Origin of the sequence: Paenibacillus sp. BIHB 4019 (assembly GCF_002741035.1) — a bacterium.
Classification (GTDB): Bacteria; Bacillota; Bacilli; order Paenibacillales; family Paenibacillaceae; genus Pristimantibacillus.
This window is the reverse complement of the sequence record NZ_CP016808.1, coordinates 2522990-2547983: the sequence shown is the minus strand read 5'-3', so window position 1 is coordinate 2547983 and position 24994 is coordinate 2522990. Positions and strand designations below refer to the sequence as shown.

Annotated in this window: 23 protein-coding genes and 1 pseudogene; 4 read left to right on the top strand and 20 right to left on the bottom strand. The window is 50.1% G+C overall.

Annotated features, from left to right (window positions below; all coding sequences use genetic code 11):
- Positions 1 to 35 precede the first annotated feature (35 nt).
- From BBD42_RS10855 to BBD42_RS10840, 4 genes are all read right to left on the bottom strand, one after another.
- Complete coding sequence (locus BBD42_RS10855; RefSeq protein WP_172455456.1) at positions 36 to 2384, bottom strand: S-layer homology domain-containing protein; 2349 nt, start codon at positions 2382 to 2384, stop codon at positions 36 to 38.
- A gap of 168 nt (positions 2385 to 2552) precedes the next feature.
- Positions 2553 to 2864 carry a thioredoxin gene (gene trxA / locus BBD42_RS10850; RefSeq protein WP_056036730.1) on the bottom strand — a complete coding sequence of 104 codons (312 nt, stop codon included), beginning with the start codon at positions 2862 to 2864 and terminating at the stop codon, positions 2553 to 2555.
- A 67-nt stretch (positions 2865 to 2931) separates the two neighbouring features.
- Positions 2932 to 3351, bottom strand: a complete 420-nt coding sequence (locus BBD42_RS10845) for an RrF2 family transcriptional regulator (protein WP_046231306.1) — start codon at positions 3349 to 3351, stop codon at positions 2932 to 2934.
- Between the two features lie 135 nt (positions 3352 to 3486).
- Positions 3487 to 4320 carry an aldo/keto reductase gene (locus BBD42_RS10840; RefSeq protein WP_099518178.1) on the bottom strand — a complete coding sequence of 278 codons (834 nt, stop codon included), beginning with the start codon at positions 4318 to 4320 and terminating at the stop codon, positions 3487 to 3489.
- Between the two features lie 209 nt (positions 4321 to 4529).
- On the opposite strand from BBD42_RS10840, the pseudogene BBD42_RS10835 reads away from it, so the two are divergent.
- Positions 4530 to 5255: pseudogene (locus tag BBD42_RS10835) on the top strand (Rpn family recombination-promoting nuclease/putative transposase); the annotation flags it as partial.
- An 86-nt stretch (positions 5256 to 5341) separates the two neighbouring features.
- On the opposite strand, the gene BBD42_RS10830 reads toward BBD42_RS10835, so the two are convergent.
- The 5 genes from BBD42_RS10830 to BBD42_RS10810 form a co-directional block, all read right to left on the bottom strand.
- On the bottom strand, positions 5342 to 6196 hold the full coding sequence (locus BBD42_RS10830; RefSeq protein WP_481855930.1) for a carbohydrate ABC transporter permease: 855 nt from the start codon (positions 6194 to 6196) through the stop codon (positions 5342 to 5344).
- Positions 6197 to 6244: 48 nt separating this feature from the next.
- Entirely contained in the window at positions 6245 to 7156 is a 912-nt protein-coding gene (locus BBD42_RS10825; RefSeq protein ID WP_099518176.1) for a carbohydrate ABC transporter permease, read from the bottom strand.
- A 75-nt stretch (positions 7157 to 7231) separates the two neighbouring features.
- Positions 7232 to 8605 (bottom strand): extracellular solute-binding protein, encoded by a 1374-nt coding sequence (locus BBD42_RS10820; protein ID WP_099518175.1) that lies wholly within the window; start codon positions 8603 to 8605, stop codon positions 7232 to 7234.
- 47 nt (positions 8606 to 8652) lie between these two features.
- Complete coding sequence (locus tag BBD42_RS10815; protein WP_172455455.1) at positions 8653 to 9969, bottom strand: glycoside hydrolase family 125 protein; 1317 nt, start codon at positions 9967 to 9969, stop codon at positions 8653 to 8655.
- 289 nt (positions 9970 to 10258) lie between these two features.
- On the bottom strand, positions 10259 to 11425 hold the full coding sequence (locus BBD42_RS10810; protein WP_172455454.1) for a GntR family transcriptional regulator: 1167 nt from the start codon (positions 11423 to 11425) through the stop codon (positions 10259 to 10261).
- 227 nt (positions 11426 to 11652) lie between these two features.
- On the opposite strand from BBD42_RS10810, the gene BBD42_RS10805 reads away from it, so the two are divergent.
- Positions 11653 to 11859 carry a hypothetical protein gene (locus tag BBD42_RS10805; RefSeq protein ID WP_056036713.1) on the top strand — a complete coding sequence of 69 codons (207 nt, stop codon included), beginning with the start codon at positions 11653 to 11655 and terminating at the stop codon, positions 11857 to 11859.
- A gap of 54 nt (positions 11860 to 11913) precedes the next feature.
- Here the strand turns inward: BBD42_RS10805 and BBD42_RS10800 are convergent, their stop codons facing one another.
- The 9 genes from BBD42_RS10800 to BBD42_RS10760 all read right to left on the bottom strand — a co-directional run bounded on the left by BBD42_RS10800 (position 11914) and on the right by BBD42_RS10760 (position 20561).
- Entirely contained in the window at positions 11914 to 12579 is a 666-nt protein-coding gene (locus BBD42_RS10800) for a serine/threonine protein kinase (protein WP_172455453.1), read from the bottom strand.
- A gap of 139 nt (positions 12580 to 12718) precedes the next feature.
- Entirely contained in the window at positions 12719 to 13033 is a 315-nt protein-coding gene (locus BBD42_RS10795) for a DMT family transporter (protein ID WP_099518173.1), read from the bottom strand.
- Between the two features lies 1 nt (position 13034).
- Positions 13035 to 13445: a DMT family transporter gene (locus BBD42_RS10790; protein ID WP_099518172.1), complete on the bottom strand. Its 411-nt coding sequence runs from the start codon at positions 13443 to 13445 to the stop codon at positions 13035 to 13037.
- Between the two features lie 39 nt (positions 13446 to 13484).
- Complete coding sequence (locus tag BBD42_RS10785) at positions 13485 to 14093, bottom strand: TetR/AcrR family transcriptional regulator (RefSeq protein WP_099518171.1); 609 nt, start codon at positions 14091 to 14093, stop codon at positions 13485 to 13487.
- Positions 14094 to 14308: 215 nt separating this feature from the next.
- The gene (locus BBD42_RS10780) at positions 14309 to 15004 is read right to left on the bottom strand and encodes a stalk domain-containing protein (protein ID WP_099518170.1); all 696 of its coding nucleotides are present in this window, start codon (positions 15002 to 15004) and stop codon (positions 14309 to 14311) included.
- Positions 15005 to 15307: 303 nt separating this feature from the next.
- Positions 15308 to 16675 (bottom strand): MBL fold metallo-hydrolase, encoded by a 1368-nt coding sequence (locus BBD42_RS10775; protein WP_099518169.1) that lies wholly within the window; start codon positions 16673 to 16675, stop codon positions 15308 to 15310.
- Between the two features lie 3 nt (positions 16676 to 16678).
- Positions 16679 to 18349: an ABC transporter permease gene (locus tag BBD42_RS10770; RefSeq protein WP_099518168.1), complete on the bottom strand. Its 1671-nt coding sequence runs from the start codon at positions 18347 to 18349 to the stop codon at positions 16679 to 16681.
- 92 nt (positions 18350 to 18441) lie between these two features.
- Positions 18442 to 19527, bottom strand: a complete 1086-nt coding sequence (locus BBD42_RS10765; protein WP_099518167.1) for an ABC transporter substrate-binding protein — start codon at positions 19525 to 19527, stop codon at positions 18442 to 18444.
- Positions 19528 to 19586: 59 nt separating this feature from the next.
- Positions 19587 to 20561 (bottom strand): ABC transporter ATP-binding protein, encoded by a 975-nt coding sequence (locus BBD42_RS10760; protein WP_099518166.1) that lies wholly within the window; start codon positions 20559 to 20561, stop codon positions 19587 to 19589.
- 220 nt (positions 20562 to 20781) lie between these two features.
- On the opposite strand from BBD42_RS10760, the gene BBD42_RS10755 reads away from it, so the two are divergent.
- Both BBD42_RS10755 and BBD42_RS10750 read left to right on the top strand, forming a co-directional pair.
- Positions 20782 to 21705, top strand: coding sequence for a LysR substrate-binding domain-containing protein (locus tag BBD42_RS10755; protein WP_237163445.1), 924 nt, complete (start codon positions 20782 to 20784; stop codon positions 21703 to 21705).
- 87 nt (positions 21706 to 21792) lie between these two features.
- On the top strand, positions 21793 to 22656 hold the full coding sequence (locus tag BBD42_RS10750; RefSeq protein WP_099518164.1) for a hypothetical protein: 864 nt from the start codon (positions 21793 to 21795) through the stop codon (positions 22654 to 22656).
- Positions 22657 to 22794: 138 nt separating this feature from the next.
- On the opposite strand, the gene BBD42_RS10745 is transcribed toward BBD42_RS10750, so the two are convergent.
- Positions 22795 to 24402 carry a ribonuclease J gene (locus BBD42_RS10745; RefSeq protein ID WP_231594243.1) on the bottom strand — a complete coding sequence of 536 codons (1608 nt, stop codon included), beginning with the start codon at positions 24400 to 24402 and terminating at the stop codon, positions 22795 to 22797.
- Positions 24403 to 24597: 195 nt separating this feature from the next.
- The gene (locus BBD42_RS10740; protein ID WP_150131536.1) at positions 24598 to 24909 is read right to left on the bottom strand and encodes a hypothetical protein; all 312 of its coding nucleotides are present in this window, start codon (positions 24907 to 24909) and stop codon (positions 24598 to 24600) included.
- Positions 24910 to 24994: the final 85 nt, after the last annotated feature.

Below are 24994 nucleotides of genomic sequence, written 5' to 3'. Positions count from 1 at the left end.
CCTCGAATTGCTGAGCTAGGGATAGCTTTCAGCTCTTAGTTGCGAATCGGCGCTTCCTTTAAATCCGCCCGCGTTTGCAGGTAACGGAAAAATGCCGTCGCCGCCTCGGCCCGCGTCACCTTACGTTCCGGAAGGAAGCTTCCGTCCGACAGCGACATAATGTTGAGGCCGACCACGATTGCCGCCTGGCCTTTTTTCTCTGTTTTGTCCGCATCTTTAAAATTGATATTGAACAGCTGGTCATAATTTGCCAGCGTATTGTAGCCCAATGCCCGGACGATCAGCTCGGCCATTTCCTCACGGTCTACCTCGCCTGCCGGATTAAAGGTGCCGTCGCCAATATCAATCAGATTTTGCTCAAGCGCGCTTTGGACATATACATAATAGCCTGAACCCGCCGCTACATCGCTAAAAGCCGCACTGCCCGATTCAGCATTCGCCATCACAACCGGCCCACGGCCGCTATTCATAGCAAGCACGAGCATTTTAATCAATTCGCCGCGTGTCACAATCGCATTTGGACGCACCTTGCCATCCTTCACATCCAGCGCCTTGTAGGCAACCATCAGCTCCAGCTGGCGCTGCGCCCAGTGGCCTTCGACATCAAGCGCCTTAGGCTTCTCTAACGCCGTAACCTCGCCACTTTCGCGATTCCGCCATTGCCCGCTTTGGGCATCCAGGAATACGGATTCATCAATCGCAGCCGGCACAAGGCGGTAAACAAGCTTCACATCCGTCTTGCTTTCCACCTGCTCGGAATCCAGCTCGCCAGCCGCCAGCATCAGGTTATATTTATCAATAGGGATCGGCTGGCCTTGGAGGGAATATTCCCGCTCTACATAATAAGTCAGCTCTGTACGATAGTAGCTAAGCCATTTTTCAATCGCTTCCTTTTTCTCAATAACCTTGGGTGCTTGCGCCGGGTAGTTGAAGGAAGCGAGCTGGGCGTCATACATCGTCACTTCATTCGTCCGGGCATCGACATTGACATTGACCCGATCGTAGGACACCGTAGCACCCTGAATTTTGCGGACAAAGGAAATATAATAGGAATTAATCGTGCCTGCTGGCGCATCGCTGTACTGCTTCGGATCAGGCTTTACAACGTAAAGCTGGTCAGCCGCCCAAGAAAGCTGCTTTTTCACCGTATCGGTTGCAATCTTCTCCGCCTGCTCGTAGGTCAAGGAAGGCTTTACCGAAGTATCCCCGCCATCGTAAGAATAGGCATAATAACTGCGAATAATCCCCGTCTTGCTGTCCACAGTGGCCGATACAGAGCCGGTCTCTCTAGATCCGCTCTTCGTCGTCCAATTGAGGTTCCAATACGATTCGTTATGGCCTGTTGTATCGTCGTTGTACTCATTGTAGCTCGAATTGGACAGCACAGCGCCTGTTGGCAGCTTGAAAGAAGTCTCTACAAGCGCAATCGCCTGTTTGTCCGTCATATTGCCTGCTTTGGGCGCTTCGCCAAGCGCTGCTGGCGCAATTGGAGTAGCGGATACGCTGCTTGTCTGATCGTATAGCTTCTTAATCAGCGAGCCATCGAGTGCATCAATCGCCAGACTGCCCATCTCGTAGCTAAGCATTGGGAAACGCTGGCCTTGCGGGCTATAGGGCACAATGTATTGCAGCTCGGGCTGGGCAAGCTCACGAAGCTTGGCATTGGCCTCAGCTAGCGTAATGCGCGAGTCTGCTTTTGGAAACTGCAGCGTGTCGTCCCATTGCAATTTATAATTAGTAATATGGCCTTCGCTGTCCACATCGAGTTCAATATAGTTGTCTACATAAGGAATATCATTAATGATTCGGTCATAGCGAATTTTATGAACTACCTCGCCTGTCAGTGGGGGAAGCACCTGAGCCCCGTATTCGGGGTTGTAGCGCACCTGGTCTGCGTACGAAGCAGCAATTTGCTTCATGAAGGAAGCAGCAATATCCTGGGCAGCCGAACGCTCTACCTTGAGCGGATACGTCGGCTTGGAGCTTGCATTTTCTAAATAGGAGCTAAAAGCAAGCAACTGACCGCCGTCAGCATCAATTTGCACATAAATGCTGCCCTTATGCTTGCCATTCACTTTCTTAACGAAATCAAGCCCCCACACATTGCGTTTGCCCTGCGCCAGCACAGTGACCGCCAAAGACGCGCCCTGCAGCGTATATTCCTTCGGAATACTCACACGCTCACGGGCCAGCTTCTCAGCCTTATCCTTTGAAACCGATACATTCTCAGCAGCTTCCATGGAGCCCTCCCCGGAAATGCGGTCTGCCAGATTAGTCTGGCGATCAATCGCCACGTTCGCTCCGTTTGCAAAAGCGGCGGTAGGCACACTGCTTGTTATCGCGACCAACGCAACAAATGCAATCAACCTTTTTTTGCTTCCCATCTCCTGCTTCCCCCTCCAATACATTCCTGAATATCCTATAGACGCCCAAGCTTTGCGGGAAGTTGCGTCTTTTGAAACAATTTTTGCACAATAAAAAAAGAAGCCGCACACCGATGAACCATCGGCGATGCAGCTTCCCTTCATTGAATCAATGTGCGACCAAAGGTCTTACAGTTGATTGCTGATTTTTGCTTTCAAAGCATCTTTGCTTTGCAGACCTACCATTTTGTCAACGGGCTGTCCGTCTTTGAACAAAATAAGGGTTGGAATGCTCATTACGCCGAATTGCGAAGCCAGTTCAGGCTCTTCATCGACATTGATTTTTGCAATTGTAGCTTGGCCTGCAAGCTCAGTTGCCAATTCTTCAACGATTGGAAGCTGCATTTTGCAAGGTCCGCACCATGGTGCCCAGAAATCCACCAGAGATACGCCGCTCTCTACGTTAGATGAAAAGTTGTCTTTCGTTAATGCTACTGCCATTTCAATCATCCTCTCCAGTTGTGTATGCTAAGGGAATACCCCTCACACCGTCTTTATAATCAGTTGCCTATTCACACGCATGAATCTGGCCAAGCACATCCTGAATGGTCGTGTGACTGAAATGCGATTCCAGCTGCTTCTCCGCCTCACAAAAAATCCGGAACATCACCTGGTTCATATTGGAGCCGACGACGCACTCCATGCCCGGATCGCCCGAGCACCAGCTTGGAATAAGCGAACCTTGCGCCATCACTCGGTAAACATCGGCAAGCGTTACTACACTCGGATCAATCGTCAGCCGATAGCCGCCTCCCGATCCTTCGCGCGTATCCACATAACCGCTGCGGCGCAAGCCGCTCATCACCTTGCGAACGCGGGCTGAATGAGTGCCTACGTTGACGGCAATCATTTCGCTGCTCGCCATGTTTTCCGGCAAATGAGCTAAATATACAAGACTGTGTACGGCAATTGTAAATTCGCTGTTCAATGTGAACGGCCTCCCTGTTTAGTACTGTAATTTTATCAATTACAGTTCAAACTGTCAATAGTCCGTTCCCGCTAATATTCATCATTAGGATGCGATGACTCTTCATCTATTATGCACGGGCCGTCCAACCTACCTTTAAAAATTGAAATTCATCGGATTGGAGCCATAACGACGGCCTTCATTTAACCCATCAATCGCCGCAACCTCCGCTTCCGTCAATTCAAAATCAAACACATCGCCATTTTCGATAATGCGCTCTTTTCGAACCGATTTCGGAATCGTAATAACGCCTTTTTGCAAATCCCAGCGGATGACGACTTGTGCCGGGCTTTTGCCGTATTTGCCAGCCAGCTCCTGAAGCAGCGGCACGTCTAAATTCCCTTGCATGAGCGGGCTCCAAGCCTCAAGCTGGATGCCCTGCTCGCGGCAGAAGCTTTGCAGCTCCGGCTGTGTCAGCAGCGGATGGAATTCCACCTGATTGACCATCGGCTTAATTTCGCAGCCCGGCAGCAGCTCGTCGAAATGCGGCAGCAGAAAATTGCTCACGCCGATAGCCCGAACGTAACCATCCTTATAAAGCTTTTCCAGCGCGCGGTACGTTTCTGTAAACTTGCCCGCCACCGGCCAATGTACTAAATACAAATCTATGATATCGAGCCCTAGACGCTTGCGGCTAGCTTCGAATGCCTGCAGTGTCGTCTCATAGCCTTGGTCCCGGTTCCATACCTTCGTCGTAATGAACAGCTCGTCCCTCGCAATCCCACTCTCGGCAATGGCACGGCCTACGCCCGTTTCATTGTTGTAAGCGCTTGCCGTATCGATGCTGCGATACCCTGCTTCTATGGCGTAACGCACAGCGTGCTCAACCTCATCGCCTTCTTTCGACAAGTATACGCCAAGCCCCAGCCGCGGCATTTGCACCCCGTTATTCAGCGTCGTTACTTCTGTGCTTATTGCAGCTTTAGTCATCTTTGTTCCTCCTGTTCTTTTTTAAAATATAAGCTTGCATAAGCTTCACACTTATCATTAAGCTTATATTTCTCGGAATGAAACGCGCCGCGCCGCCAAAGGACGGCGACAGCCGTTTCACCTTGAGAAAAGTGATGAACGATTGCCGTAAAAGTATTTTCCACAAAATAGTAACAACAAAAGACGGATGGGTCAACCTATTCCTTTGACTTCTTCTCAATCCCTATACAGAATAAGATGCTCCACGAGACAAACAATCGATCTTAGATATTCGGGGTAAAACCGCCGAAGGTGAACTAATTAATGTTGAAATGCAACTGTTCAATAAATATGACACTGAGAAGCGCACTCTTTTTTATTGGAGTAAGCTCTACAATGGACAATTGCAAGAAGGTCAATCTTATAAGCTGCTCAAAAAATGTGTCACAATCAATATTCTTAATTACTCATTTTTGCCTAACGAACAGTATCATAACGTGTTTCACCTTCGAGAAGATCGCAGTGGCATTTCCCTAATCGATGATATAGAACTGCATTTTTTAGAATTGCCCAAGCTAGATGGCCTCGCAGTACCTGTTGGAAATGGAGGATTGGTCAATTGGCTGCTGTTTCTAAAGAGTACGAATAAATCCAATTGGGAGGTGCTCACCATGAACGATCCTGTATTAAAGAAAGCTATGAATACACTTGAGTTTCTTAGCCAGGATACAGAAGCGCGTCGCCTGTATGAGGATCGGCAAAAGTATTTGCACGACGAGGCTTCCATGATTGAAGGTGCTTTAGCAGAAGGGGAGGCCCGCGGCGAGCGAAAAAAAACAATCGAAATTGCTTCCGAGCTTATAGCTCTTGGAGTTGAAGCGCATATTATTGCTAAAGCATCCGGTCTTACTGAATCCGAAATCTTAAACATGAAACAAAAACGCCACGAGCGCTAATGTTACGAATACCAAAAAAAGCGGCAAGCCCATCCGACTAAGTGGTGGGGCTTGCTGCTTTTTCATTTAAAACTATTACTCCGTAATTAACCCTTGTTCGCCCCGCCAAAGCTAAAGCCTTGGGACATAAAGCGTTGGCCGAACACATAAAGCGCGACCGCAGGGATCGTGTAAATAATCGAGAAGGCCGCCAGCTTGCCATATTGCACGATGCCATTTTGCCCAAAATACTGGTAAATGGTAACGGCAGCAGGAAGCTTCTGCGGGCTTTGCAGCAAAATGAATGGAACGAGGAAGTTCCCCCAGCTGCCTGCAAAGGCGAAAATGCCGACGGTGAAAATGCCTGGCAGCATCAGTGGAGCAACGACAAGGCGAAGCGTCGTCCAGATGGACGCGCCGTCCACCCAAGCAGCTTCCTCCAGCTCCAAAGGTACGGAATCCATGAAGTTTTTCATCATCCAGATGGAGTATGGCAGCGCGGATGCGGCCAAGAACAAAATGGTGAAAAACAGGGAATCTTGAATTTTCATGTAAAGGAAAAACTGATAAACCGGAACCATAACTGCCGTAATCGGCAAGCCTGTTGCGAACAGGATGACGTACATAAACGGACGCTTATACCGCAGCTGGTAACGTGACAGCGGATAAGAAGCTAGCCCCGCCGCAGTGACGACAAGCAGCGCTTGTCCAAGAGCCAGAAGCAAGCCATTGCCGAAAGAGCGCTGATTGTCCGAGCTCGACAGCGTAGAGGTATAATTGCTCAGCGTTACCTCATCAGGCACCTTCAGAGCAAGAGTGGCTGCTCCGTCGAACGAAGCCAATACGAGCCACAGCATAGGAAGCAGAAACAATAAGGCGATAAAACTCAAAATAATATAAGGAAGCACCCGGCCGACCATAAACCGATTCATTCTGGGGCGCTTGCGTACGTTGCTGCTCATTTGCGCGTCCTCCTTTTAATAAACCATTATCCAAGCTTTGCGTTGGAACTACAGCTTCACTTTCAGAAGCTTCATATACAACAGACTGGCAATAATACCGATCAACAGCAGAACAAGAGAAATAGCTGTGCCGTAGCCAAGCTGATAGTTGACAAAGGCCTGATGATACATATAGATCGGCAGCGTTTCCGTTGCATTTCCTGGACCGCCACCTGTCAGCGCATAAATGAGTGTAAAGGAGCCTAGTGTTTGAAGCGTTACAAGTACCATATTCGTTACAACTGAACCGCTAATCATTGGAATGGTAATGCGGATAAGTCTCTGCCAAGCCGAAGCGCCATCGATCATTGCCGCTTCCTCAACCTCTTTAGGCACATCGCCTAGTGCAGCCTGGAATACCATCATCGAGAAGGCTGTTCCATGCCATACGTTTGCAATAATAACGGATACCATTGGGAACGTATACAGCCAAGCGATAGGCTCAAAGCCGATGCCTTGAATGACCGCATTAGCCGTTCCGGTATCATTCAGAAAAGCGAACCATACAAACGCACATACCACTTCTGGTGCTACCCAGCCCGAAATAACGATGGAGCCGACAACACTGCGGAATACGCGGTTTCTGCCATTCATTAAAAAAGCGATAAGAAAACCCATAACTTGCTGGCCAACAACGGCCGAGAAAATGAGGAATACGATGGTGTTGCCTACAGAAGTGCGGAATGTCGCATCCTGAAACATGTTCGTGAAGTTTTGGAACCCGACAAACTGCGTATTCGCTGCTGCCGCTCCGGTCAAAGCCATATTTGTAAACGCGAAATAAAAAGTTAAAACTGCCGGCACGAAGAAAAAGAGTAAAAGCAACAGCCAGCTAGGCGATAAAAATAGCGCCGCCCTCCACTGTTCACTTCCGTTCCCTTTCCTTTTCGCTTTGGGAAATCGCGAGTTTATCGCTTCCATCTGGTATCCTCCTGACTGAATTTGAAAAAGACAAGCCGATTGTTGTTAAGCAACAATCGGCTTCCCAGCTGTGTGCTACTTCGTCGCTACTTTATCAGCGCCTACTGTTCTTTCTACGCTTGTTGCATATTCTTTCATTGCCGCCTCAGGCGCAAGTGAGCCCGATGCCACTTTCTCAACCATTTCCTGAATCGAAGTTGATACGGCTGGATAGTTCGCATTAGTAGGACGAACATGCGTGTACGTAATAAATTCAGCAGCTACGCCATACAACGTGCCAGGCTGGCCCGTGTATTCCGTATCAGCAGCTACGTCAGTACGAGGCGTTAGAGCGCCGTCCAGCATAGCGAACTCTTTGTTGTGCTGCTCATTGATAGCCATTTTAATAAATTCGAAGCCAAGCTCTTTTTCAGCGGATTTCGCGCCAACGCTAAGCGTCCAGCCGCCAGACATCGAAGTGAATCCAGGCTCTTGGCCTTTCTCAGTCGGCATTTTCACGAAATCATATACATCAAGCGCTTCCGGCCAAGGCTTGCCGCCGCTAGCGGACCAGTTGCCTGTCAGCCAGTTGCCGTTAAGAACGATAGCGACTTTTTGATTCGGCATCAGATCGGTCTCCAATACTTGGCCTGCTTGAGCAGTCAGTACTTGCGACATTTTTGGACCCATGCCCTCGGAGTAGATGGAGTGAATGAAATTCAGCGAGCTCAGAATGCCTGGGCTTTGCGTCACCCATTTGCCATCTTCATAAAGTGTGTCGTTAGTTCCGTATAGCAGCATTTCGAAGGTTTGCATCGTTGTTGCTTCTTGTCCCGCTTTGCCGGAGTTCATCCAGAAAGGAATAATGTCCGTAAGCTTGGATTTAATCGTGCGGGAAGCGCTCAGTACATCATCCCAGCTCTTCGGCTCCCAAGGCACAGGCAGACCTGCTTGCTTGAACAGCTCTTTATTGTAGTACAAGCCGCGAACGTCCGTGGAGAAAGGCACGCCATAAATTTTGCTGTCCGTACCTGTTACAGCCGCTTTAATGCCCTCGTTGAATTTGCCCCAATCTTCCCATGAAGCCACATCTAGCGGCTGCAGGTAGCCCGCTTCGCTGTCAGCATTAATCATGAAGGAATCTTCTGCAAGCACTTCAGGTGCTGTTTTCTCATCCATCATCAGCAGCGGAATTTTCGTTGCATATTGCGAGCCTTCAATCGGCTGCAGTTGAACGGTAACACCCGGGTTCGCTTTTTCAAAATCCGCCTTCACGCTCGTCAGCCACTTGCCCCAGTTATCCGTCTCATTCCATTTGCCATAAGCGACTTTAACCGTCTTTGTCGCTCCGCTAGCAGAAGATGCACTTGGGCTTTCCGTGCTGTTTGTGCCTGCATTTCCTGAACATGCTGCTGTGAAAACAGTTAAAGCTGCAACCGTACCTGCCAGAATTGTTTTTTTACCTGCCATCTTGATCGCTCCCCTTATTGTCCGTCTGTTACGCTTATTATTTGTTCCTATATTGAACGAGCATTCATGCTCGATGGAACCTTAAAGCCGCAATACGTCAAAATCAATTCGCTAAACAAGGCATTGGCCCAAGAAAACCATTCGCGAGTATACTCGCTTGGATCATCTTTATGAAAGCCTTCATGCAGAAAATCAGTTCCGGCATCCGTGCTCTCCAGCACGTTCAGAAGTCGTTCAACCTCTGCCTCATCTTGTGAAGTCAGCGCTTGCATAGCAAGCGAAATGTGCCAGATATAGTTTTCCGGAGTATGAGGGCTGCCAATTCCTTGCGCCGCCGTACCTGTGAAGTAATAGGGATTCCCCTCACTCAGCACGAAGCGTCTTGTGTTCAAATAAATAGGATCATCCAGCTTGCAGCAGCCAAGGTACGGCAAGGACAGCAAGCTTGGCACATTCGCATCGTCCATCAAATTGTAAGCGCCAAGGCCATCTGTCTCATAAGCGAAAATTTTGCCGAACTGCTCATGCTCGACTGTCGCATACTGCTCAATGCCCGCTTGAATTTCCTGACGGAGAGCAGCCGCTTGCTTCGCGAGCTCTTGATTGTCAAGCACTTCAACCGCAATTTCAGCCATATAATCCAGTACGACGATAGCAAACATGTTCGATGGAATGAGATAACCGTAGTCGCAAGCATCGTCACTTGGGCGGAAGCCTGACCAGGTCATGCCCGTTACTGCGCTTGGCGTTCCTTTGCCTTCATTCAGCAGCGTATCCGACTGCGGACAATCCGTTCTTTGGAAACGGTAGCTCGACTGCCCATCGTGGTTCTGCTCCGTTCTCCACACCCGCAAAATGCTGAAGCAGGCTTCAGTGAACGCCTCATCAAAATGCGCTGTAGTTCCCGTTGTCTTCCACAGCAGATAAGCAAGCTGGATCGGATAGCAGAGCGAGTCAATTTCATACTTGCGCTCCCATAGCCAAGGCGTCATTTCCGTTAAATCGTTCTGATGCCCCTTGCTGTTGGCATGTTCATTAAACGCATTCGCATAAGGGTCCTGCAATATATGTTGAATTTGCCGTTTGACAACGCCTTCAATTAAGCGCGCCATCTCTGCATCTTCGTTCGCTAAAATTAAGTACGGACGAACCTGAGCTGCCGAATCCCGCAGCCACATCGCTGGAATATCACCCGTAATGACGAAAATAGCACCGTCCGGCTGAGGCTTCAACGTCGTCGTCAACGTATTGGAGAAACAGTTTGCAAACATCCGGGCCAGCTTCGTACGCGAACCGAGCTTCCCTTCTACTTCCTGGATCAACGACTGCACCGATGTCGGCAGCGTTTCCATTACTTCAGTCATTTCAAGCATCCCTTTCTATATAAGCGCTTTCAAGTAGTTTATGTACCGATATTAATCTATATTTCATGGTATGTCAATATACTATGTTATATTATTTAAAAACAAATAGCATGTTAATTGTTTGCTGGGCAAATTCCCTATCCATGTCCTTAAATTATAATGAAATATAAACACAAAGCCCTTGCTGTCCCAATTGACAGAAGGGCTTTATCTCTATACTTGCATTTAGTTTCCCACGCGAGCTTAAAAATATGCCAAGCACGCAAAAGCTGCTCAGCAGCATGCTTGCCTATTGGGGGGCTGGCCCTGTCGATTTGCCTTGGACAAGCTTTACTTGCAGCGATATTTTGCTAGGAAGCGTAGCGCCCTGAATCAGTTCCAGCACATTATTGACAGCGAGGCGGCCAATTTCTTTCTCGTTCTGCTCCAAATGCGTGAACGGATACAGCGCCGACGTGCTCTGCGGACTGTCAAAGCAAATAATCGAAATTTGCTGCGGAAGTTGCAGGCCCATCTTCTCTACCGCTTCCTTCGCTATGAGCGCCAGCTCATATTCCATTGCAAACAATGCGGTAATCCGCGGGTGCTCGCGCAGCATCTGCTGAATGATTTTTACATATTTGTCGATGAGGTGGCTGCTGGAATTGTCATTGGACGTCCAGTTCATATCGGTCAGCCAGGACGAGCGGTCCAGCAAAATGCCGCCTTCAGCATGCGCCTGCACAAACCCTTCAATCCGTTCCTCAATGGCCACATTGTCCGTCACCCGCGAAGCAAGCAGTCCAATATGGCGATGGCCATAGTTGAATAAATGCTGGACACCCATCCGCGCCGCTTCTACGTTGTCTGAGCTGATTGCCGTTGTATCCGTCCATTTCAAATAACGATCTACCAGCACATGCGGGAATTTGTCGATGACCAGCTTTAAAATTTCCGGGCTGAAGTTTTGACCGCGTGTCGGATAAATAATCAGGCCATCTACGCCGTATTGGCGCAGCATCTGAATCGCCTTCTCTTCTACATCGGGCTGGGAAAAAGAGATGCGCAGCATCAAATAAACGCCGAGCGCCTGCGCCGTCCGCTCCATCTCCGACAGCATTTCCTTGCCGTAGCTGTCGCTGAAATCCTCCATGATGAGCCCTAATACAATCTGCTGTGTGCGCACTGAAGCAACTGCCTGAGCGGCCTGGTCTTGTGCAGGCAGAGCTTCGCCCTGCTCCTGAATTGCATGCTCGATGACGAACGAGCCGCGGCCCGGCTGACGCATAATATAGCCGTCTTGAACGAGCATATCCAGTGCTTTCTTGGAGGTAATCCGGCTGACGGAAAATTCCTCCATCAGCTCCTTCTCCGAAGGGATGCGGTCACCGACCGTATAATCTCCGATTTGGATCTTTTCGCGCAGCATAAGATACATTTGTTCATATCTAGGCTTTAAAGCGTTCATGCCTTCCATTATACATTCACCTTCAGCATCTATTTGGTCGTACCGGGACGATGTCATGATTATACATATCCACCTAGTATACTATGTCATGTCATTTCTGGAAAGCTTATAATGCCGCTTCCGGGAAATGCGAGCTTATCCTCCGGCCCTTTGAATAAATCTGTCATGGCAGCGGGAGGATCCGGAATATATATAGCTTGAACGGATAATCTGTGCAGAACTCGGAGGTGCATAGGATGGGGCTGCTGTGGCGGCGATGGGTTGCCATTAGAACCGAAAGCGGTTCTAGGGCGGATATCATTGACCGATTGGAGGCTCATTTGAAGGCAAGCGGCATTAAGGCAAAAATTACACTGGAAGGCAATTTGAAACGGCTTCATGTACTTAAGAAGGACGTTGAAGCCGCTCAGCAACAGCTGGACGCTTTCGACTCCGAACCTTAAGCACAGGCGCGGGCCGGGCACGCATCATCTATGCGGGTGCCCGGCTGCGCACAGCTATCTGGATGAAGCACGCACCCAGCGATAGCCTTTGCGCACACCATTCATGACCCACTCAGGCACGGGCATGGAATGCTTGGATAGAAACGGCATATAAATCCGGTTGTACGCTTTTTTCAAATCATCCCACATCATGCAAGGCTCTTCTTTAAGAAAATCGGATACATCCACGACAAGGCCGCGGTCATCGCTGGATACCATGACATTTTTGCCATGAACATCATGTGGAAACAGTCCCTGCTCACGAGCGTAATCCAAAGCAGCATCAATTTCCGCGATAATGCGATCCTCAATGATCACACCCTCCAGCACACACTTGTACAGCGTCTTCCCTTCAAGCCTGCGCAGCATCAAATATTCCAGCCCATTGCTTGTGGAAGCATGGTAGCAGGTCGAATATGCAGGATGATCGCCCAAACGGCGATAAACTTCCCGCTCCGCTTCCCAGCCTTCTCTGCCCGGCGCATACACCTTCACCGCTATATCCTGCGCACCTTGATGGACGAATACGCCAGCGTAATTGCCCGCTCCAAGCAGCTCCCAGCCTTCCGGCAAAACATCCACTTGAATGGGCTCGCCATGGTTAACGCTTTGGAGCCTCACTTCTTCAAGCAGCGTTCGTTCTGTCATCTCAATCCATTTCTCCAGCCGTTTCACTTCCATGCCCTATGCCTGCCTCTCTCGCCATGTCTATACTCTATTCTATTATTTTAAATCGGAAACGGCGAAAAGAAAAGAAGAGCGACATAGGTTCACTCTCCTTCTTTAGGTTTATTGTCTACTATTATCCATATCGCAATTATTAGCCTACCATTTTGAGACCAATGACGCTTCCAATAATCATGAGGACGAAGAAGATTTTACGCCAGTCGCGCGATTCTTTGAAAAAAATCATCCCCAGAATAACGCTGCCGACCGAGCCGATTCCCGTCCAAATGCCGTAAGCGGTACTGATTGGAATGTCCTGAAGCGACCGCGACAGAAAGTAGAAGCTGATGAAGCCGAAAACAATGGCTCCGACCGTCCCTCTCCAGCGTTTAAAGCCGTCCGACAGCTTCATGAATGTTACGCCGCCGACCTCGCCAAGGCCGGAAATAATTAAAAAGATCCATGCCATCTTATTTTCCGCCCCTTCCCTGCACGACCTGTGCCGCTTGCGCACTCTGCTCGATCCCTGCATCTGCCGCCTGCTCTTCCTTTGGCTTCTCACTGGATACGAGCTTAAGCCCGATAATGCCGATAATCAGCGTTCCGACCAGCAGCAGGCGTTTAATATCCGCAGACTCGCCTAATACCAAAATGCCGAATACGACCGTACCAGCCGTACCTATTCCAGTAAATACCGCATAAGCTGTGCCGATTTCCAGCAATTGCATCGAACGGGCGAACAGCACAAAGCTGATAATAATCAAAATAACAGTAATGACGCTCACTAGCGGGTCTGTAAATCCTTTCGAATATTTAAGACCGAAGGTCCAAAACACTTCAAATATGCCCCCGAAAATGACATAAAGCCAAGCCTTCATCATAAAAACCCCTCTCTGTACCCTCCGTTAAATCCGCCTTGCTTAAGCTGTCGTCCAGCTCTTCATTAGCATTTCCCAAACGACTTGCTTGCGTGAAACAAATACCGACTGCTCATAAATCTGGTTGGCAACCAGCAAGCCATCAAGCAGCGTATAAAAAACCGCAATCATATGATCCACTTCCTGCTTAGAAAAGATGCCCGACTGCTGCCCCTCCACGATTAGCGCACCTACTGCCGCATCTATCCGATGTTCATGCGCCAAAAAATCAATCCGGAACTGCTGCTGCAAATGTTTTGGTGGCACTATCATCATGCGTTTCAAAAACCACTGCCCGGCCGTCAAATGCGGGAAATCAGTGAAAAAATCATACACCTCGCGCATCCGCTCGATAACAGGCTTGCCTTGCGACTGCCCAATAAGCGCATCAAACAACATGCCCTCTTCGGCCATCACGTCGCCGCAAAGCTCTAAAAACAGCTGCTCCTTTGACGCAAAATGAGCATATATAGAAGGTGTCTTAATCTGGACCGCCTTGGCAATATCAGACATGCACGTTCCTTCATAGCCAAATTCCGTGAACACCGTCAGCGCCGCCTGCTTCAGGCGTTCTGCCGTAGCTCGCGGCACACGCTCCTGTTTTTCCGCCATTGCAATCCCTCCTTTTCAATCGGCAAAGGTTTTACCTAACGAACGTTAGTTAGAATCATGCTATTGTAAAATACCCCAGATAAAAAGTCAAGACTCCTTCGGAAAGCCAAATTCGCGGGGCCAATAAAAATAAGCCGCCCCTGCGGCTTTCATGCGGCAGAGGCGGCTTATTTTTATTTGTAGGTGTCACGGAATAATTATGACTTAGGTTAAGCTTACAATTTTGCTACGCTAACTGCGATTTTCTCCATTTGCGCTTCGGTCAACGCTTTATCAGGGGAGCTAATCGTAATCGTGCGGTCATCGAGCTGGAAGCTCAGCATCGGCAGGTCGCTCGGCGTATACCATTTCGCTTTTACCCCGTTCGACAGCACGACCTCCTTGCTTTCATAACCGTCCGAATAGTCTCTTGGAGATACATTGACGTTCATATGCTTGAAAATCACACTAACGCCGTCGCCCCCGGCAAACGATTTGACATAAGCATCTCCGGCTGCCATCTGCTTAGGCGCATATGCCGTTTCAAAGCCTTCAAATGCAGCAAACTCCTTCTTAATGAGTTTGATTTGCGCGTCGCTGTATTTGACCTCGACATACTGCTCGGATGCTTGCTGCCCTTTGCCAATTAGCACCTGGTTATTTTTCGAATCATATTGAATCGGTGTATCAAGTGCTCCCGCTAGCGAGCGGACAGGCAAATACATTTTATTCTGATACATAATTGGCGAAAGCTTGTGGCCGTTCTCATCTTTAAGGGTATAAGCAGCTCCATCGACTTTAATACTAATATTGCCGTTCAAATACGCTGAAATTTTTTGGAGGCTCGCTCCAGCATATACGCCCGCTGCGCCCGTCAACGTCATTCCGACAACTACCATCGATACGATTCCTTTTTTCATGTTGTTTTTCATCTTTATAATCTCCTTTTGAATACTCCGTTTTTTTTATCTCTATTTTTATAATTTCAATAACTGGACGCTCTAGCTGGACGTTGCTGCTGTCCCTCCTTGTTTGCCGCTGCTGCGTCCTCCTGATGAATACAGTATATAAAGCGAATATCTCAAGACTATGTCCAGCTTGTATCTAACTTGTAAATAATATTCCCCAATTCCAACACGAATGAAAACTTTAGCAGACCGCAAAAAAACAGCATCGATTCATTACGACATTTTGCCGCCGCGAATCTCAGCTGTTTTCTATTTTTCATTTTTCATTTAAAAAATCAACCGGTCACCCGGGCTCAGCGAATACACGCCCTCATAGCCCTCTTCCTCCAACACTTCAAGCAATTGATCGGTTCTTGGCTTAACGGCATGCGCCAGCACGACAGAGCGGCTTGGTACCCGCTTCATCATTTGCCTGACATCCGGCAAGCCTTGATGCACCTTATAGCGGATATGCTGTACTGGAATTGGGAAGTCAGAGGCGCGGTCCCCGCTGCTGCCGCCACTGTCCTCGCTGCTTCGCAGCGCCATTTCGCCATAAGAGCCTGCGGCCAGATGTCCGGTCAGCAATACGGCATGGCGGGCGGCGCCCGAAAGCTGCTCATAATACCACCGGGCAACTTCAGACTGCATCATGCCATCATTCGTAAAAATCAGGGAGCTGCCCTTGCGAGCAAGCGCCCTTAGCCGCTCCTCTTCATTTGCGACAATCGTAAGCCTGCCACTCGCCAGCAGCGGCTCCATACGGGCCAGCGCTCCGCCGCCCAGCCATTCCGGCAGCGCAGCCAGCTGGCGGAGCGGCTCCATTAGCGCCCGCTCCACTATAAGCTGCGCCTCTGGGAAGCGCTCGCTCGCCCATACCAACAGCTCCTGCCCTCTCCCGCTCGTCGGCACAGGAAACAGCACCGAGCCCTGCGCCCGCAGTACCTCCTCGGTCGCCCGCTCCAGCTCCGCCAGCCGAACCGCCTGCGAATCCGGGTTCGCCCCGTAAGCCGCATCGATGATCGCAAGATCGGCGATGCGCCTTGTCTCAGAAATCGGGCGGCGGGCGGCATCCGCTCCTTCGCCGCCCTCGCCAATCGCTGACAGCAGCGGCTCGTCTGCCGCAAGCAGGCCCGATTCAGCCGTGTAATCGCCTGAGAAATAAACCAGCTTGCCATGCCAATCGAGCGCCAGCCAAACGGCGCCTGGCAAATGCCCGCTGCGGCCCCATTTTATGCGCAGCCCGGGGAACACGCTGCTCCATTCAGCCGCGATGGATCGCTCCTCTAAATAGGCATAGCGGATGGCCGCAATATGCTCATCCGTATAGGGGAGCTCGGCAGCCTGCGAGCGGGCATAACGGCGCCATGCCTGAAAATAGCCCGGAAGCTGCTGCTCCGTCACGCGGCTCGTCCATACTTCACCTTCATAACCGTGCTTATACAGCAGCGGCAGCGCCATGGAATGATCCTCATGCGCATGCGATAAAAATACCGCTTTAAGCTGCGGAATCACTTCCGGACGAATGAGCGGATATTGTCCTCCGCCTTCTTTTTTCCCGCCGCAGTCCAGCAAAACCGCTTCGTCTTTATATTGCAGCAAATAGCTGGAGCGGCCGTGTTCGCCCGCTCCACCCCAAATGGTCAGTTGCATCATCAGCTATTCCACTTTCTGTTGTGAGCTAAAAACATTCATCGCCAGCAGCAGCACCGTCGTGATGCCAACCGAGATGACGGCCATTGCCATCCCCATCGACACCTCTCCCTGCTCAAACTGGGCAAAAATATACGTCGCCGACGTTTTCATCGACGGCGGCAGGACGAGCAGCGACGCCACCAGCTCCCGATTGGATATCGTGAACGTCATCATCCAGCCCGCCAGCATGCCGGGCAGCAGCAGCGGCAGCAAAATCCGCCGCAGCACATAAAGCCTGCGTCCGCCAAACACTTGTCCCGCCTGCAGCAGCATCGGGTCGATTTGCCCGTAGCTTGCTTTCACATATTGCACAGTATAAGGCAGGAACAAAATAACATACGTCAGTACGACCATGCCATACGTATTGTAAAGCGGAATCGGCATCCACTTCGCATTCCATAACAAAATCAGCCCTACGACGATAACAATGCCAGGTACTGTATTCGGCAGCAAGCTGAATAAATCGACCAGCTTCTGCCCCGGCGTACGCGAGCGCTGCACCGTCAAGGCGAACCATGTGCCCAGCACGACGGCAATCGTGGAGGCGACAATCGACAGGCCGAAGCTGTTAAGCAGCGCATTCAGACTCGAAGACCCCGGCGTAAGCAGCTCCACATAATGCTGAAGCGTCAAATTGTCCCATGCGAGGCCTACGCCGCGCAGCTTCAAGAGCGATGCCGTAATAATCGAAAAATACGGAATACCGATAGAGGCAAGGAGCAGTACCCCAATGTACAGCGAGCACAATATCCGGCCCCAGCGGCTCATCGTCGCTGTCTGCTTGATAGCGCCCTTGCCGCCGACTAAGCGATACGAATAGCGGCTGCTTATCGTGCTTTGGATATACCACATCACAAGACAAGCCGCGAGCAGCACCGAAGCGAGAGAAGTCGCCTTGCCAAAATCAATCGGCCAGCTGGAAATATATTTATGGATTTCCGAGGTCATAACGTAAAAGCCGATTTTGCGCCCGAAGGTGGCGGGCGTGCCGAACTCGGCAATCGTTTTTACAAAAATGAGCAGGCTGCCCATGACGTAGCTGGACAGCAGCAGCGGCAGCACGATGCGCCGCAGGCGGTATAGGAAGCCGCCGCCATGCACCGCCGCAGCTTCCTCCATGCTGCCGCCGATTTGCAGAAGCGCATTGCGCAGCAGCAAATACAGAAACGGAAATAAATGCAGGCTCATAATCGCCACCATGCCGCCAAAACTGAAGAAGGCAGGCGTGATCGCCTTAGATGCCGGAATGAACTGCTCCATGTAGCCATTCGTCTGCATGAACAGCATCCAGCCCATTGACCCGATGTAAGGCGGCGTCATGAAGGGGATAAGCAGCACGATATCCAGCCACTTGTGGCGGCGCAGCGGCGTCTTCGCCATGATCCAAGCGAGCGGGAAAGCAAGCACCGTCGTAGCCGCGATGACGCAAAGTCCAAGCCAAATCGAATTGAACAGCACCTCGCTAAGCTCGCTTTGCCTAATGATTTGCAGCGGAGCAAGCAAATCCAGCTTCTGGTCCGTATATAAGCTCGTGCCGAATACGATCAGCAGCGGCGCGAGCACCAGCATGCCGAGAAGCGCCAGCGCCAGCCCCATGCCGAGCCAAACATAGTTTTTAAATAAAGAGGATTGCATCGTCAGACCACCCGTCTATTACCTGTCTATTGCCAGCACCGCCCGATACCTGATGCCTTAGGGCAGCAGATATCAGGCGGCTGGTGTTCGCTTTATTTAAACAATTGGGTAAACTTCGTCGTTACGCTGTCGCTATTTTCGTTCATCCACTGCCAGTTCACGTTGAAGGTAGGAATTTCGTCCACACTTGCGCGATCCTTCGCTTCCACATCCGAGCGGCCTGGGAGCAAATATGCGCCAGTAACCATTTGCTGAGCATCATCGGAAAGCAGATAATCGATAAAAGCTTTAGCATTGTCGGCGTTTTTGGCCGTGCCGACAATAGCAGCCGGACGCGGGCTAATGACGCTGCCCTCTTTTGGATAAACAATATCCACCGGCTCGCCAGCCGCTTTCGCTTTGTATGCCATGTAATCGACGCCGGCAGCTACAACGGATTTCGCTCCTGTAATGACTGGATCAAGCGCCTCTTGATTCGCGCCCGCCATCGCTACGCCGTTTTGCTTGTAGCTTTCGAATAACGACCAGCCGCTATCGCCCGATGCGCTCAAATAGCCGGAAATAAAATCAAGTGCCGAGCCGGACAAGGATGGATCTGGAATGTTGACCTTGCCATTCCACTCCGGCTTAGCCAGATCCGCCCATGAAGCTGGAGGCGTCTGTACAAGCTTGGTATTATACACAATGCCAAGCGCAGAGGCGCTGTAGCTGAAATATTGTCCGTCTTTATCCGACCAGTCGGCAATTAGCTTGTCCGCATTAGCCGCTTCCGGGTAGCTCATCAATATGCCTTCCTCTTTCAGTCCTTGCATCGCCGGAAGCGACGCCAGTACAAGCACATCAACCGCTGGATTCGATTTTTCCGCCTCCATGCGGGCCAAAATTTTGCCCGTTGTGCCTTGGAACATTTCGACCTTCACCCCGGTCTTCGCTTCAAAGCCTTCCTTAATTTTGTTCGCAAGCCCTTCTGGTCCTGCGCTGTATACGACTACGCTGCCGCTCAGTTTAACCTCTGTTTGCTGCGGCTGCTCTGCTGCTGTAGAAGCGGCTGGCGCCGAAGGTGACGCAGAAGCTTCACTGCTTGCTTGTCCATTGCTTGCTGCTGTTCCGCAGCCTGCCAAGCTGACTCCCATAAATGCGGTTAATGCAAGCATCATGCCTTTTTTAGCTAATTTCATTGGTAGGGCCTCCCGATTGTTCTCATTTTTTTATTTGTCAAAACATTTAACCCGCTCGTTTAGGACACCACTTCATGCACATGCTCCGGCGAGGCGTAAACCTGCACCTTATCGCCAACGAGCAGCCTCGACGGAGAGTAGGCCGTCCAAATGCCCAGATTTTCCTGCATCTCAAGCTCTACCTCATAGCGGTCGCCCATGTAGCTGGCATGTCGCACCTCCGCCTCAAAGCGGTGGTCCTCCGCATCCGCCTCTCGAAAGCGTACATGCTCCGGCCGCAGCATCCACTTATCCTTCATCAGCCAATTCGACTTGCCGATGAATCGGGCAACGAATGGATGCTCCGGGGCGCTGTATATTTGCTCCGGCGTCCCCTGCTGCAAAATTTCGCCGCCTTGCAGCACAACAACCTCATCCGACATGCTCATCGCCTCCGTCTGGTCATGGGTGACGTAAAGCGCCGTCACGCCGGCTTCCTTCACCAGATGGAGCAGCTCCGCCCGCATTTCATCGCGCAGCAGCGCATCCAGTGCGCTGAGCGGCTCGTCGAACAGCACGAGCTGCGGCTTCATAACGATCGCTCTTGCAAATGCGACGCGCTGCTGCTGTCCGCCCGACAGTTGATGCGGATAACGCTTCTCCATGCCCCCAAGACGGACGGTCTGGAGCGCGCCTAGCACCGCTTCCTGAAGTCCAGCCTTCATGCCCGCAGCACGGAGGCCGAAGGCGACATTTTCAAACACCGTCATATGCGGCCAAAGCGCAAAGTCTTGAAAAACCATTCCGAACTGCCTTTGATGAGCCGGCTTATTAATCCGCTTCACTTTGGAATAGTAGCACTCTCCATTCACATGAATCTCGCCGCCATCCGGCGTTTCAAGTCCTGCAAGCATTCGCAGCAGCGTCGTTTTGCCACAGCCTGACGGGCCGAGCAGCGTCGTAAAGCTGCCTTTGGCAATCGATAAGCTGGAAGGCCGCAGCGCCTGAACAGCGCCGAAAGACTTTTCCAAATGATTCATTACGATATGTCCCATATGCATTAACCTGCCTGTCTATTAAATGACTGGCGGAGCAAGCAGCCGAGGCTTCCTTGTCCGCTAGGCTTTAAGCTTGACCTCAGTATAGCCTCCGACTATTCGTTGTTTATTTGAGCTGTGTAAATGAAAGATTAACTTTTTAGTGGATTTGTTTTAACATTCATCGAATTTTTCTATGCTACTTTTATACGTATCCGATAGTAGGAGGCAACCGCCTGTGAATTTATTGAAGCTGAAAATTATTGAGCTGCTCGACAAGCATAAGAAAATTACCCCTGTTGCCCACGAGCTGGATCTCAAGCAGCCGACCATTACCTATCATATGAAAAGCCTGGAGCAGGAAATGGGCGTCAAGCTGTTCGAGGCGCGGGCGGATAAAATGCTGCTGACCGCTCCCGGCAAGGCGCTGCTTCATTATGCGGTGCGCATCAATAAGCTGGCGCAGGAAGCCGAGCGTGTCGTTATGGAATATGGCAGCCTGGCCCGCGGAAAGCTGACCATTGGAGCGAGCTACGTCCCGGCCACCTATGTGCTGCCGGAGGTGCTGAGCGATTTTTCCAAACATCATCCGGGCATTGAAATTTCCGTGCTGGTGAAGCCAGCGCCTATTATTAAGGAAAAGCTGTGGAACCATGACATCCATCTTGGCCTTATCTCCTCCGAGCCGTTCGAGCAGCCCTCCTTGTCCACCCATAGCATTTGCGAAGATGAGCTGGTCGTTATTTTTGCTCCTAATCATCATCTCGCAGCCTATGAGACGCTTAATCCGGGGCTTATTGCTACAGCCAACTTTGTGCTGCATGGCGAGCAGTCCAGTACACGGGAAATGACGACGAGATGGCTGAACAATCACCGCATTGACCTCATCGGGCCGATTGAGCTTGATTCGATTGAAGCCATCAAGCAGACGGTGCAGCAGGGCGGACATATTGCTTTTATTTCGGAGCTTTCCGTACAGGAGGAAGTTCGAAAGGGACAGCTGCTTATGCGCAAAATTCCCAATACCCGCTTTCAGCGCTCGATTTATTGCTGCTATAACAAGGATCGCTATGACTCCCGGCTAACCGAACAATTTATTGATACCCTCCATAGAAGCTTTAAAAATTCTCCGGCTCCATCCATTAATTATTGGAAAAATTAACATAATCCGTTTCCATGCTTGATTCCTCGCGAACAATGGCTCCCTAAAGTAAAGGTTGTAGGTCCATTATGAAGAGGAGATGAGATAATGAAACATTGGTTAACGAAAGCAGGAACGATGGTTTTGAGTGCGACGCTGCTGCTGTCGGCGTTCCAGGCACCGGACACTGTACAGGCAAAAAAGCAGGAAGCGAATATGGTCCCATCCTATGAGGTCAAGCTGCTGCTGGATTCTACGAAGGTGTTGAACAGCAATTTGACGCTGAGTTCCGCTGCTGCCTCCCAGTTCAATCTGACTACTTCGAGACAAACCAATGTGGAATATTTCGATACCAACAGTCTTGGTTTGGATGATGCAGGCTGGAACGCACGTTTTCGCAAAAAAGAGGATAAAAACAACTACGAGCTCACGTACAAAAAACGCTATGCTGTGCAAAACGGCAATATTGACGCGGCGCTGACGCTTGCAAACACAGAAGGCTTTGACATTACGGATGACAATTACAAAGCGGAGATTGATTGGGGCTACAGCAAGCAGACGCTCAGCATGTCCGTCGATAAAAAGGTAAGCCAATCGCTAAACGGCGCACTTGGACTTCCATCCGAATCAGCCGCCCGCCAAATGCTGCTCGACGAGCTGCCAGGCAAGCTGAAAAACTGGGGGACAAGCAATTGGGGCAAGACGCAGCTGCAAAACTCGCGTGCATACGGCCCTGTCCTCACAACGAAGCACACAGGCACTTGGAATGGCCTTGAGGTAGATGTTGAAATTTGGCCAATCCGCAATGCTGCCGGTACAGGCATTGACCCAATTGTGGAAATTTCCTTCAAAACAGATGAATACAGCATCGCTAATACGAACCGTACTGCGCTCATTAACAGCTTGAACAACCTCGGCTGGCTCGTGCCGGCAGACGGATTGAAAACGCAGCTTGTATTGGAACGTTATTAAGACCGCAGCTCTAGAATAAACGCAAAGAAGACCGTATAGCCGCCTGACGAAACAGGCCGGTTATACGGTCTTCTTGTTCATAAATCTATTCAATGATCGGCTCACTAAGCAAAGTGAAGTGGACTGGTTAGGCGCCGATTATACTTCCATGATGATCGGAAGAATCATCGGCTTTCTTTTCGTTTGCTCATATAAGAATCGTCCGAGCGCGTCTTTTACATTAGATTTTAGCGTTGTCCATTGGTTGACATTATCGCTAATTGATTTAGTAATGGTGCGGGATACGATGCGGCCTGCTTCGTCGAGCAGACCTTCCGATTCACGTACATAGACGAAACCGCGCGAAATAATATCCGGACCTGATTTAATCGTTTTGTCCTGCTTGCTGATCGTTACTACGACAACGAGAATGCCGTCCTGCGACAAATGCTTGCGATCGCGCAATACAATATTGCCGACATCGCCAATACCTAGGCCATCGATATACGTATTGCCGGACGAAACTTTGCCCGCTTTGCGTGCTTGGCCATTCGCAATCTCGACCACCTCGCCGTTATCGACAAGGAAAATATTTTCCTTCGCAACGCCTACTGCTTCAGCAAGCTTCTTGTGGTGAAGCTGCATCCGGTATTCGCCGTGAATCGGAATAAAATATTTCGGAGCCATCAGGTGAAGCATCAGCTTCAGCTCTTCTTGGCTGGCATGGCCGGATACGTGCATGCCGGTAGCAGCGCCCTGACCGTAGATCACGTTCGCGCCAAGGCGGAACAGCTCGTCTACAGTACGGCCAATGCTCCGCTCGTTGCCTGGAATCGGCGTAGCGGAAATGATGACCGTATCTCCTTCCAGAATTTCAATCTGGCGGTGATTGGAACGCGCCATGCGCGTAAGCGCCGACATCGGCTCGCCTTGGCTGCCCGTGCACAAAATGACGACCTGATTGTCAGCATAACGGTTCACTTCATTCGTTTCAATAAGCATCCCGTCTGGAATATTCAAATAGCCTAGCTCAGAAGCAATCGTAATCATATTGACCATGCTGCGGCCAATAATCGCCAGCTTGCGGTTCGTCGCGACACCCGCGTCGATAACTTGCTGCAAACGGTATACGTTCGATGCGAACGTCGATACGATAACACGGCGCTCTGCTTTGCGGAAAGCGTCTATGAAGTTCGCTCCGACGTTTCTTTCCGAAGGCGTAAAGCCCGGACGCTCTGCATTTGTACTCTCCGATAGAAGCGCCAGCACGCCCTTGCGGCCAATTTCAGCCATGCGGTGAAGATCAGCATGGTGATCATTAACCGGCGTCTGATCAAACTTGAAGTCGCCTGTGTGTACTACGACACCTTCAGGCGTATCCAGTACAACACCGAGGGAATCCGGAATGCTGTGGTTCGTACGGAAAAAGCTTGCAGTTAGCGTCCCGAATTTAAGCTCGGATTCCGCATGAATCAGATGTCTTTCCGTTGCGCCCAGCAGGCCAGCTTCCTTCAGCTTGCCTTCGATCAGTCCCATTGTCAGACGACTTGCGTAGACAGGCAGGCTAAGCTGCTTCAAAATATAAGGTAATCCACCGATGTGGTCTTCGTGGCCATGCGTAATAAGCAGCGCTCTGACCTTGTCCTTGTTCTCGATTAGATAAGAAATGTCCGGCACGATAATATCGATGCCCAGCAGCTCTTCATCGGGAAACTTGGAACCGCAATCAATGACAATAATATCGTTAGCGTATTGTACTGCGTACATATTTTTCCCAATTTCACCTACGCCGCCCAAGGCAAAAATGGATAGTTTGTTTTCTGTTCTGTTATTCAAAATAATCCTCCTATTTTATAAGACTGACGACGATTAATATACATCAAACTAAAAAGATCCGAACCAGTCACTTGTCACCATTATAGCACGAAAATTTAATAAAAAGGAAATAGGCTTATTCGCCTTTTATTCCTTGTTCATTCGACCCAAAATGTAAAGCAAGCCTTTAACAAACATTCCCATAAAAGCCGATGCGGCCACCGTGCATAAATTCAGCCCGTGAATATAAATAACGAGCAAACCTCTGGATGTCGCTTCATCGGATAAAGGGAACAACAGTCCTAGCCCATACGTTAAAATGACCGTAAGGGGTACCCAAAGCACCGGAATAAATAGCGGAAAATACCAATAACGCCCGCTAAAGCTTCGAACGATGGCTATCGTATAAAGTACGCCAATCAGGACCAGCAAGGTGATTACGCCATTCAAAACTGTCACGCTGTACGCTGTCGCATAATACAAAGTATTGCCGATTAACGAGAAAATTAAGCTAAGAAGTATTGCCCTCCGCATAGCAGGGCCG

Coding starts and splice junctions, on each gene's coding strand:
- BBD42_RS10765 (WP_099518167.1), bottom strand. CDS start 19,527: ATGAAATTAGCTAAAAAAGGCATGATGCTTGCATTAACCGCATTTATG.
- BBD42_RS10775 (WP_099518169.1), bottom strand. CDS start 16,675: ATGATGCAACTGACCATTTGGGGTGGAGCGGGCGAACACGGCCGCTCC.
- BBD42_RS10855 (WP_172455456.1), bottom strand. CDS start 2,384: ATGGGAAGCAAAAAAAGGTTGATTGCATTTGTTGCGTTGGTCGCGATA.
- trxA (WP_056036730.1), bottom strand. CDS start 2,864: ATGGCAGTAGCATTAACGAAAGACAACTTTTCATCTAACGTAGAGAGC.
- BBD42_RS10750 (WP_099518164.1), top strand. CDS start 21,793: ATGAAACATTGGTTAACGAAAGCAGGAACGATGGTTTTGAGTGCGACG.
- BBD42_RS10780 (WP_099518170.1), bottom strand. CDS start 15,004: ATGAAAAACAACATGAAAAAAGGAATCGTATCGATGGTAGTTGTCGGA.
- BBD42_RS10790 (WP_099518172.1), bottom strand. CDS start 13,445: ATGATGAAGGCTTGGCTTTATGTCATTTTCGGGGGCATATTTGAAGTG.
- BBD42_RS10800 (WP_172455453.1), bottom strand. CDS start 12,579: ATGGAAGTGAAACGGCTGGAGAAATGGATTGAGATGACAGAACGAACG.
- BBD42_RS10810 (WP_172455454.1), bottom strand. CDS start 11,425: ATGGAAGGCATGAACGCTTTAAAGCCTAGATATGAACAAATGTATCTT.
- BBD42_RS10830 (WP_481855930.1), bottom strand. CDS start 6,196: ATGAGCAGCAACGTACGCAAGCGCCCCAGAATGAATCGGTTTATGGTC.
- BBD42_RS10815 (WP_172455455.1), bottom strand. CDS start 9,969: ATGACTGAAGTAATGGAAACGCTGCCGACATCGGTGCAGTCGTTGATC.
- BBD42_RS10745 (WP_231594243.1), bottom strand. CDS start 24,402: ATGTACGCAGTACAATACGCTAACGATATTATTGTCATTGATTGCGGT.
- BBD42_RS10825 (WP_099518176.1), bottom strand. CDS start 7,156: ATGGAAGCGATAAACTCGCGATTTCCCAAAGCGAAAAGGAAAGGGAAC.
- BBD42_RS10820 (WP_099518175.1), bottom strand. CDS start 8,605: ATGGCAGGTAAAAAAACAATTCTGGCAGGTACGGTTGCAGCTTTAACT.
- BBD42_RS10760 (WP_099518166.1), bottom strand. CDS start 20,561: ATGGGACATATCGTAATGAATCATTTGGAAAAGTCTTTCGGCGCTGTT.
- BBD42_RS10770 (WP_099518168.1), bottom strand. CDS start 18,349: ATGCAATCCTCTTTATTTAAAAACTATGTTTGGCTCGGCATGGGGCTG.
- BBD42_RS10795 (WP_099518173.1), bottom strand. CDS start 13,033: ATGGCATGGATCTTTTTAATTATTTCCGGCCTTGGCGAGGTCGGCGGC.
- BBD42_RS10805 (WP_056036713.1), top strand. CDS start 11,653: ATGGGGCTGCTGTGGCGGCGATGGGTTGCCATTAGAACCGAAAGCGGT.
- BBD42_RS10840 (WP_099518178.1), bottom strand. CDS start 4,320: ATGACTAAAGCTGCAATAAGCACAGAAGTAACGACGCTGAATAACGGG.
- BBD42_RS10785 (WP_099518171.1), bottom strand. CDS start 14,093: ATGGCGGAAAAACAGGAGCGTGTGCCGCGAGCTACGGCAGAACGCCTG.